The 8620-nt window shown below is 51.5% G+C and carries 8 protein-coding genes and 1 pseudogene; 6 read left to right on the top strand and 3 right to left on the bottom strand.

What is annotated here, in order from left to right; all coding sequences use genetic code 11:
* Positions 1–80: 80 nt before the first annotated feature.
* Positions 81–1214 (top strand): ROK family protein, encoded by a 1134-nt coding sequence (locus HA50_RS20995; RefSeq protein ID WP_084878227.1) that lies wholly within the window; start codon positions 81–83, stop codon positions 1212–1214.
* Between the two features lie 91 nt (positions 1215–1305).
* Here the strand turns inward: HA50_RS20995 and HA50_RS21000 are convergent, their stop codons facing one another.
* Positions 1306–2769, bottom strand: coding sequence for a sugar porter family MFS transporter (locus HA50_RS21000; protein WP_084878229.1), 1464 nt, complete (start codon positions 2767–2769; stop codon positions 1306–1308).
* 117 nt (positions 2770–2886) lie between these two features.
* Between HA50_RS21000 and HA50_RS21005 the strand changes: the two genes are divergently transcribed.
* Together HA50_RS21005 and HA50_RS21010 are read left to right on the top strand one after the other, a co-directional pair.
* Positions 2887–3069 (top strand): hypothetical protein, encoded by a 183-nt coding sequence (locus HA50_RS21005; RefSeq protein ID WP_084878231.1) that lies wholly within the window; start codon positions 2887–2889, stop codon positions 3067–3069.
* 102 nt (positions 3070–3171) lie between these two features.
* A complete protein-coding gene (locus HA50_RS21010; RefSeq protein ID WP_084878234.1) occupies positions 3172–4164 on the top strand; it encodes a LacI family DNA-binding transcriptional regulator in 993 nt (330 codons plus the stop codon).
* Between the two features lie 48 nt (positions 4165–4212).
* Here the strand turns inward: HA50_RS21010 and HA50_RS21015 are convergent, their stop codons facing one another.
* Together HA50_RS21015 and HA50_RS21020 are read right to left on the bottom strand one after the other, a co-directional pair.
* Complete coding sequence (locus tag HA50_RS21015; protein ID WP_084878236.1) at positions 4213–5247, bottom strand: acyltransferase family protein; 1035 nt, start codon at positions 5245–5247, stop codon at positions 4213–4215.
* Between the two features lie 237 nt (positions 5248–5484).
* Positions 5485–6618, bottom strand: coding sequence for an EpsG family protein (locus tag HA50_RS21020; protein WP_084878239.1), 1134 nt, complete (start codon positions 6616–6618; stop codon positions 5485–5487).
* A gap of 442 nt (positions 6619–7060) precedes the next feature.
* On the opposite strand from HA50_RS21020, the gene HA50_RS21025 reads away from it, so the two are divergent.
* From HA50_RS21025 to HA50_RS21035, 3 genes and pseudogenes are all read left to right on the top strand, one after another.
* Positions 7061–7801, top strand: coding sequence for an alpha/beta hydrolase (locus HA50_RS21025; protein WP_244193598.1), 741 nt, complete (start codon positions 7061–7063; stop codon positions 7799–7801).
* A 130-nt stretch (positions 7802–7931) separates the two neighbouring features.
* Positions 7932–8369, top strand: coding sequence for a DcrB-related protein (locus HA50_RS21030; RefSeq protein WP_084878646.1), 438 nt, complete (start codon positions 7932–7934; stop codon positions 8367–8369).
* A gap of 17 nt (positions 8370–8386) precedes the next feature.
* Positions 8387–8620 (top strand): annotated as a pseudogene (locus tag HA50_RS21035) (hypothetical protein); the annotation flags it as partial.

An 8620-nucleotide genomic window follows, 5' to 3' on the forward strand; every position in this document is an offset into this window, starting at 1 on the left:
AAATGCCAGCAAAGTCTGAGATAAAGCGCACCCGGACACTGCTACACTGAACCTCTTCCATTTTGCCGGGTGAGAAAGGCATGAAAGCGATGGGTAAAGGGCCGGCATTATTACGACTTAATAACCTGAAGCGGGTCATGACGCAGCTGCGTCAGACGCGGATAACCTCCCGCCAGGATCTGGCCCTGGCATTAAACCTCAGCAAAAATACCGTTTCGCTGATTGTGGATGATCTGCTGGAGCTGGGGGTGATTACCGAGCTGGGTCCGGTCAGTGTTGCCTCTGCCGGGCGTCCGAAGATTGAAATATCACTCAGGCCGGAAAAGCTGAAAAGCGCCGGTATCATGGTGGAACGCCAGACGATTCACTGGCAGGTATGTGACTATTTCTCGCAGGTGATTGCCGAACAGACCTGGCGCACCAAAACGGATGACCCCGCCGTGCTGTTGCAGGAGCTGGCGGAGTGCTGCCAGACGCTGGTCGCTGCCCATCCTGAATTAATTGGTATCGCGCTCGGATTTCCTGGCATCGTTGATCCCCAACGTGGCTGGATGCATTTCTCTTCCCATCTTGGCTGGCAGGATATTGATCTGCTGACGCCACTCAAAGCTGAAATCAGCCTGCCTTTGCGCATCATGAATAATGTTAAAGCGGCGGCGCTGTTGCCGGTGCAGCAACTGGCGCTGGATAAAAACCAGAGTCATTTTTATCTGCGCATAGCGGAGGGCATTGGCGGTGCGCTGGTACAGCAGGGCGAAGTGTTTACCGGCAGCAGCTGGACCGCAGGGGAAGTGGGCCATTTGACGGTGCAGCCGAATGGTGCGCGTTGCAGCTGCGGGCGTCTCGGTTGCCTGGAAGCGCTGGTCAGCCAGCCTGCGATTCAGCACCAGCTGGCCCAGCGAAAACCGGGTCTGCGTTGGCAGAATCGCGAGAGCGAACCGGCAATGGTCAGGGCGGTGATGAGTGAGGCTGGCGCGCAGCTCGGTAGCGCGTTGAGCCAGGTGATGCTGCTGCTCAATCCCGCCAGCATTATGGTGGATGCGCAGTGGAATGCGTCCCCCGCCTTTGTTCAGGCGGTGCAGCAGACGGCACAGGCGAGCACGCTGGCCTTTACCTTTGCCCATACCGCGCTGCATTTTCTGCCGCAGCGTATCGATCCGGCCAATGGTCTGGCGCTGGCGGTGATTGAGCAGTATGAGCAGCGGATGGGGTGATACTTCAAATCATGCGCGATAAATCGCGCAGCTACCGGGTTGTGCAATCATGGGTAGCGGCGCGGTTTTCGGGCGTCACCGCCAGAAAGAGTTAATGCCGTGGAATATTCAGTGACTCAGCGGATTTGCTGCTGCTGGTCGCAGCGGGCAGTTCCGCATCCACATTGAATTTCTCCAGCACCAGACCGTGAATTTTCTCCAGCGATACGCCCGCCGTTTCCGGCAGATAGCGGAAGGTGAAGAAGTACATAGCCAGCGAGAAAATCGCGAACAGCAGCAGCGGGAAACCACCGTGGAACATATCGATCAACATCGGGCTGCTGTTCATGATCGGGAAGGTGGAACTGATGATAAAGTTCGCCATCGACATCGCGCAGATGGAGATCCCGACACAGATGGAGCGGATTTCGGTCGGGAAGATCTCGCCCAGCACCGTCCAGACAATTTGGCCCCAGGTCATACCGAAGAAAATCATGTAGGCGAACAGACCAATCACCGGCAGCAGGCCTGGCAGATGGTAATAGAAGGCGATAAACGAGTAAGCCAGGAAGATGCAGGAGGTGATGGCCCCGAGCAGCAGCAGCTTACGCCGCCCCACTTTATCGATCAGCGTCATCCCCACCAGTACGCCTATAAACTGACAAACGGACAGCCAGAAGGTTTGCAGCAGCGCCGAATCCACACTGCCAGAGACATTTTTCAGCAGCGTTGGCCCAAAATATTGAATCACGTTAATGCCGCTGATTTGGTTGCCCACTGCCAGACCAATACCGATCACCAGCAATGGCACCGTGGTTTTATCGAGGCGAAAACGCGCCTTGTGCTGACGTGCTGCCTCGTCGGAGAACGAGTGTTTGATTTCGCTGAACACGCTCTCCGCATGTTCGCGGTTGGAGATTTTGGTCAGTGTGTCCAGGGCGGCATCGTATTTGCCTTTCAGCACGTTCCAGCGCGGTGATTCCGGGATAAAGGCGATAAAGAAGATAAACAACGCGCAGGGCACCAGGGCGGTCGCCAGAATATAGCGCCAGCCCATGGCAATCATGGCTTCCGGCAGCATCGATTTGGTGATGAAGTAGTTAGTCAGCAGCACCACCGATTGCCCGCCGACGCAGCACACCGCATACAGCGCGGTGGTGCGACCACGAAACTTCGATGGCGACAGCTCCGCCAGATAAATAGGCGAGATCACCGAGGCGAGTCCGATTGCCAGGCCACCGATGATGCGGAAAAGCACAAATACCGTGAAATTGTGGGCGATGGCAGTGCCGATCACCGAAACGGTGAACAGCAAGGCGGTGATGGCGAGCGATTTTTTACGCCCCAGCACATCACTCAGGCGCGGGGCGATAAAACAGCCCACCAGACTGCCGAGCAGAATGTTAGAGACTGCCCAGCCCGTTTCAGCGGGTGTCAGCTGGAAGTATTCACTTAAGGGTTCGATTGCACCGGAGATAATGGAAGAGTCATACCCCATCAGCAACCCGCCAAACGCGGCGACGGTGCAGCAGAGAATGACATATCTCATGTTGTAGCGTTTTTGTCTGGAATCCATGGTTATAGCCCCTTGTCTCTACCGCCTGAACGTTGCATGTCCAGAAAGAGGAATGTTGTAGGTTGTCGATGTTCCGTGTATTCACGCAGGGTACTCACAGTGAAATATATTTTCTAAATGGATATTTTTGGATCATTTTTTCCGAAATATGTGAGCGGGGTTGCGAAAATTGCTGCCTGGGATAAATGGGTTAAGATTTATGCGGATGAAATGATAGGTTTTTTGTCATTACCTTCTGACAGGGATGTTGCGCTTCTTGTTTTTTACTGGAATTTTTCTGAAATTTTCATTCTGAAATGAGTGATTTTCCCCTGCCGGTAATTACGCCAGGGCGCGGTTTCTTTTTTTGCCGGGCAGCAGGCATAATACGTTGATTGAAAGGCCGTCTTTGCGGACATCGCGATGAAAACGCAACGTATCACCCTGGATGATATTGCCACCCTGGCGGGGGTCACCAAAATGACGGTGAGCCGATATTTACGCACGCCGGAAAAAGTGAAAACGGAAACGGCCGACAAAATTGCCAGCGTTATTGCCGAAATCGGCTACACGCCCGATCCGGACAACCTCGGCCTGAGCAGCGCCAGCCCGCCACGTATTGGCGTGCTGATCCCTTCCTTTAATAATCAGATATTTGCCGATTTACTGGCCGGGATTGAATCCGTGACCAGTGCGCAAGGCTACCAAACGCTGGTGGTCAATTATGACTACAACCCACAGCGGGAAGAGGAGCAGATCGCCACGGTGCTGGCATTGAATATCAAGGGCCTGATCCTTACCGAATCCGTGCACACCATCCGTGCGGAAAAATACCTGAAGGCGGCCACCATTCCGGTGGCGGAAGTGATGGGGCTGACCGAAACGCGCGATCGCATTAACGTCGGGTTCGACAACTATCGTGCGGGCTATGACATGACGGCGATGCTGCTGGCGAGTGGCAAAAAGCGTGTGATCTATTTTGGTTCCATGTCAGACCGGCGTGATGAGCAACGTTATGCTGGTTATTGTGATGCGGTGGCCGCGGCGGGTCTACCTGCCGGGCGCATTGTGCCAAACAAGGTGTCATCGGTATCGATTGGTACCGGCATGATGACGCTGGCGCGCCAGCTCTACCCGGAGATGGATGCGATTCTCTGTACTAACGATGACCTGGCGGTCGGCGTATTGCAGGAGTGCCATGCAGCAGGGATTGCGGTGCCGCAGTCGATGGCAATTGCCGGTTTTCATGGGCTGGAGATTGGTCAGGTCACGACGCCACGTCTGGCCAGCGTGATTACGCCACGCTTTGAAATGGGCAAAGTGGCCACCGAAATCGTGATTAAAAAGATCAACCACCTGCCGACCATCGAGCAGGTCAATCTGCACTATCGGCTCTCGATGGGGGCCACCATCTGAAAAAGTAAAAACCCCGTTCAGTAGTGAACGGGGTTTTTGTTTACAACATCAATCGCGAGCGGCGCTGCCCGCAATGGGCGGTGGCGTATGATGTGCCCGTTTCAGGAAGCGGCTTTCCAGCAGGTTCCACGAGGTATAAGCCAGTGCCACGGTAATCACAATCGTCATCAGCAGGCCGAGGAAGGCGTTAGCGTTGAAGACGCCAAAGTGTTGCAACACCTGAATAATCGGCCAGTGATAAAGATACATCCCGTATGACAGGTCGCCGTACTGGCTGATTTTGATCTCGCTACACAGGTTGGTGCAGAACAGAATCACCACTGAAGAGAAGGCGATCGGCTCCACCAGGAAGGAGTAATCGGTGCCTTTGAACAGCAGAAACACCACCAGTGAAATAATGGTGATTTCTTTCAGACGATCAAACGTGGGTTGATGGGTCGCCAGCAGGCTGCCAAAGAAGAAGTAGGAAGAGAGCGAAATGAACTGTTTCGCCAGCGTATCGGCTTTGGCTCCGGTATACATCACCGTGAAGTAAAAGAACCATGCACAGGAAATGATGAAAATCGCTCCCCAGACTTTCAGCGGGTTTTTCTTCATCAGCGGCAGTACGAAGGGCAGCAGCACGTAGAGACTCAGCTCAGCCTTAATCGTCCACAGGGAGCCATCCAGCGGCTGGTTCGGGTTGCTGGTGAACACGCCCGGCAGTGAAGGCTGGATGAAGTTGAGGAACGAGAAGTTCGCTAGCAGATACTTGACGGTTTCTTTGTTTTTCAGAAAATCGACAATGGGCAGCGTCGTCAGGCACAGTCCAATCACGAAGCACATAATCACCACGAATATATACGCGGGTAAAATTCGTTGCGCACGCTTAATAAAATAAGAGGTGAGTGATTTACTTCTTAAGTAACTTTTTGCAATAAGAAAACCACTTATTGCGAAAAATCCTTTTACGGCAAAATCACTATTCAGAAAGTGAGCAAGGAAACGAATGTCAGGATTTCTGGTGACTTCTGCCGAATGCACCAGTAACACGATAAAGGCGAGCGATAGTCGGACGATGTCGAAGTTATTTTTTTCGTTCATATCTGCATTCTTTCATTGAGTGACGTTGCGCCAGTGAAATCATTAATAAACTTCACGTGAGTTGTTAGGAATAATCCGATCACTGCTGACGCAGATGTTCAGCTATTAGAGTTTTAAAAGATTCAAAATGCAAGCAATGCCCCGAACAGCAAAGATATTCGGACTTTCCTTATGTGTCTATCGGGGTATTCTTAAATAGAAGCGAAGCGCTGACGCAGTTAACGTCAGCGCATTTTTTTAGCGGAAAAGCTGGAAGGTACGTGAAACCTGGTAACCGGAGATCGATTGCTTGCTTGAAATGGTATTGTAATAAAGATAGTAAAGAACCATTAATACCGTCACGCCGACTGCCAGAACCTTCATGAATTTCTTCGTTTCCCAGATGCACAGGGAAATAAGGACCGGTTCTACCTGCAATAAATAGTTGGCGAGGCGTCCACCGGACGCATAATCCTGCAAAGCCATCCTCAAACCACTACCAATCGCAAAGGTAATGACCAGAATGTAGTAAAGACGGAATTTCTCATCTTCAAAATTCTTTATTTTGTCACTCAGCAACAGGAAGCTAAAGATGAAGACGAAGCCAATATTTTTCAGGTTGGAAAGGGTGATGATGCCCTGTTCCTGTGCAGAATCCTGGTTGGCGTAACCCATTGCCCTGTCGCCTAACGAACCCAGATGACTGGAGAGGGCAGTGATCAACGCCGAGCTGCCCATAAAGGCCAGTGGCAGGCTGGCTAACACGATAAGTATCGGAATGTACTTATGTTTCTTCACGATCAGCGCTATCGGCACCAGCAACGCAACAATGCCGGTGGCGTGGCTGATAAACGACAGAATAAAGGTGGTTACCATTCCGGATTTACTTCTGCGCGCGAAATGATAAACAAAGCCCATTAAAAATGCCGAGCACAAACCAAAGCGAATCTGGTTCATGTCTTTATTGATAAACAGGTGAGCAGAGTAAACCGCCAGGGCGACTAAGGGGATCGGTGTCAGCTTGCGGAAATAATGCGCGTTGACGCAGACGGCAATCACGGTAAAGACAAAGATAAAGATGTCCGGATTGGCGGTAAATATTCGGGTAATACCCGCAATGGCATAAATAGCCGGTTCATAGCGGAAGTTGACCACCGCATTCCAGAAGCCATCAATAATAATCTGATCGATAAACTGCGAGAAGAACTGGCGATACTGTAAATCATCCAGGCCGGTGCCAAGACCACGAATTCCACCAAAGGTAAAAAGCACGACCACGGCAACAAAATAAAGATATAATCTGAGTCGTGCTGTGTTTTCATCTTTACTAAGCATGACTTCAACAATTGCCACGAAGGTCAACGTCAGGCTTATGATCCAGTAAATTCCCATGGTCACAGATTCTTATAGTTTAAAATTTACTTATAACATAGGGTGTTGTTAACGTAAACATGAGAAAAGTCTAATTTTTCTGGTCCATAATTATATTGGGTGAAAATGAACGCCAATATTTGCTACCTTTCTCTGTAGATTCATTTGGACTTATTATAAAGTCAGGTTTTTTCTTCTGGGATTGGATTCTGCTACAGGCTGCTGTGCCATCATGGTGAGCTGCCGGAACGCTTGTTATTGTTTTCATTCAGGATTTGGAGCCAGAGAGATGAAGTCGATTTTTTTATCCGCATTGATTTCCCTGATTTATCTTCCCAGCGCATTTGCCAATAAGGAAATTCCGATCTGGCCAAATGAAGTGTCAGGAAATAATACATTTATTAACTTTAGTAAGAACCTGGCAGATAATAATCGTGCTGTCACAAAGGTGGAATCACCGGAAATGATTTATGTTCCACCGGTCGGGGAAAATAATCATTCGGCGGTGCTTATCATTCCGGGTGGGGGATTTTCTTATATTATGGAAGATCTCGAAGGGCTGGATGTGGCAAAGGTCCTGAGTAAAAAAGGCTATTCCTCGTTCGTGCTGCTTTACCGCATGCCACACGGTGGATCAGAGGTTAACCGCAATGATGCTTTTGCCGATGTTCAGCGCGCCATGCGCCTGATTCGCGCCAATGCTGGCCAATACCAGGTCGCGTCGAATCAGATTGGCGTGATGGGCTTTTCAGCGGGTGCCTTCCTGGCGGCCAATGTCAGCAACGATCCTGATGCCAGCAATTACCCGGCAAAGGATGAGCAGGACAAGGTCTCTGCGCGTCCTGATTTTGCTGCGCTGATCTATCCGGTGCTGTCGCTGAAAGATGGCGTCACGCATAACGGCACGCGTGCGGCGATGTATGGCAAAGATATCAGTGATGACGTCAAACAACGTTATTCACAGGAAAACCGGGTATCCGCCCATACGCCTCCCACTTTCCTTGCCCAGGCGCTGAATGATGGCACAGCCTCGCCGCAGAACACCTTGCGGATGTTTGACGTGTTGCGCAAAAACAAGGTGGCGGTTGAGCTGCATCTGTTTCAGCTGGGAGGCCATGGTTTTGGCATCGTGAAGAAACAGGATATCCCGGCAAAAAACTGGCCGACGCTGTTTAGTGACTGGCAGGCAAATCTGGTGAAGTGAGTGAATTTGCAACAGCGCGATTTATCGCGCTGTACCAGGCAGCAGAAAATTCAGTACCAGCTTAAATTGTGGTCAATTGCCACTCCCTGTGAGAGACTCCCTTACGTTTTAAGCATAGGGAATGCGCTCAATGAACGACTCAACTCAATTTTGTCTCTTCACAGAAGGCCTGATTGCGCTGCCTGACGGCTATCAGGATCGCACAGTCAATGTCTTTACGGTAACAGGTGCGGGTTTACCCGCGTTCAATATCTCCCGCGATACGCTCCACGCTGATGAAGCGCTGGATACGTATATTGATCGTCAGCTGGCACTGATGGCGCAGCATCTGCAAGGCTGGAAACAGTTGCAACGCACTTCCGCCGCGCTTGGCGAGAATCTCCTGTCGGGCGAAATCGTCCACGCCAGTTATCTGCGTGATGGCAGACGCGTCTGGCAGCAGCAGGCAGTTTTCACCCCGGACAACAGCAGAGTGCTGGTGTTCACCATGACTTCGATGGATGTTCTGAGTGATACGGACACGTCGCGTTTTGCCTCCCTGCTCAGGAGCTTCCGTTTTCACGCTTAACGATAAGGAATGTTGTTATGTTTGAAGCTGCACGCGTCGGGGACGACATCGGGCATTCTCATGCCCTTGCGGGCATGATTGGCGGCACGCTGATTGGCGGATTGATTGCGGCGGTCGGGGGGATTGCCTCGGGCGCACTGATGATTGCCGGGCTGGGCGCAGCCTGTCTCGGCGTGGGTGTTCTGCTGATCGGTGCCAGCGTGGCGGTCGGCTGGATCACGGGGGGAACTGGCGACGGCAGCCCGCGATGG

The sequence above is a fragment of the Pantoea cypripedii genome (assembly GCF_002095535.1).
Lineage (GTDB): Bacteria > Pseudomonadota > Gammaproteobacteria > Enterobacterales > Enterobacteriaceae > Pantoea > Pantoea cypripedii.

Bases quoted from the DNA above. Each gene is read 5' to 3' on its own strand.
- HA50_RS21025 (WP_244193598.1), top strand. From the start codon at position 7,061: ATGATTTATGTTCCACCGGTCGGGGAAAATAATCATTCGGCGGTGCTT.
- HA50_RS20995 (WP_084878227.1), top strand. From the start codon at position 81: ATGAAAGCGATGGGTAAAGGGCCGGCATTATTACGACTTAATAACCTG.
- HA50_RS21000 (WP_084878229.1), bottom strand. From the start codon at position 2,769: ATGGATTCCAGACAAAAACGCTACAACATGAGATATGTCATTCTCTGC.
- HA50_RS21020 (WP_084878239.1), bottom strand. From the start codon at position 6,618: ATGGGAATTTACTGGATCATAAGCCTGACGTTGACCTTCGTGGCAATT.
- HA50_RS21005 (WP_084878231.1), top strand. From the start codon at position 2,887: ATGGATATTTTTGGATCATTTTTTCCGAAATATGTGAGCGGGGTTGCG.
- HA50_RS21010 (WP_084878234.1), top strand. From the start codon at position 3,172: ATGAAAACGCAACGTATCACCCTGGATGATATTGCCACCCTGGCGGGG.
- HA50_RS21015 (WP_084878236.1), bottom strand. From the start codon at position 5,247: ATGAACGAAAAAAATAACTTCGACATCGTCCGACTATCGCTCGCCTTT.
- HA50_RS21030 (WP_084878646.1), top strand. From the start codon at position 7,932: ATGAACGACTCAACTCAATTTTGTCTCTTCACAGAAGGCCTGATTGCG.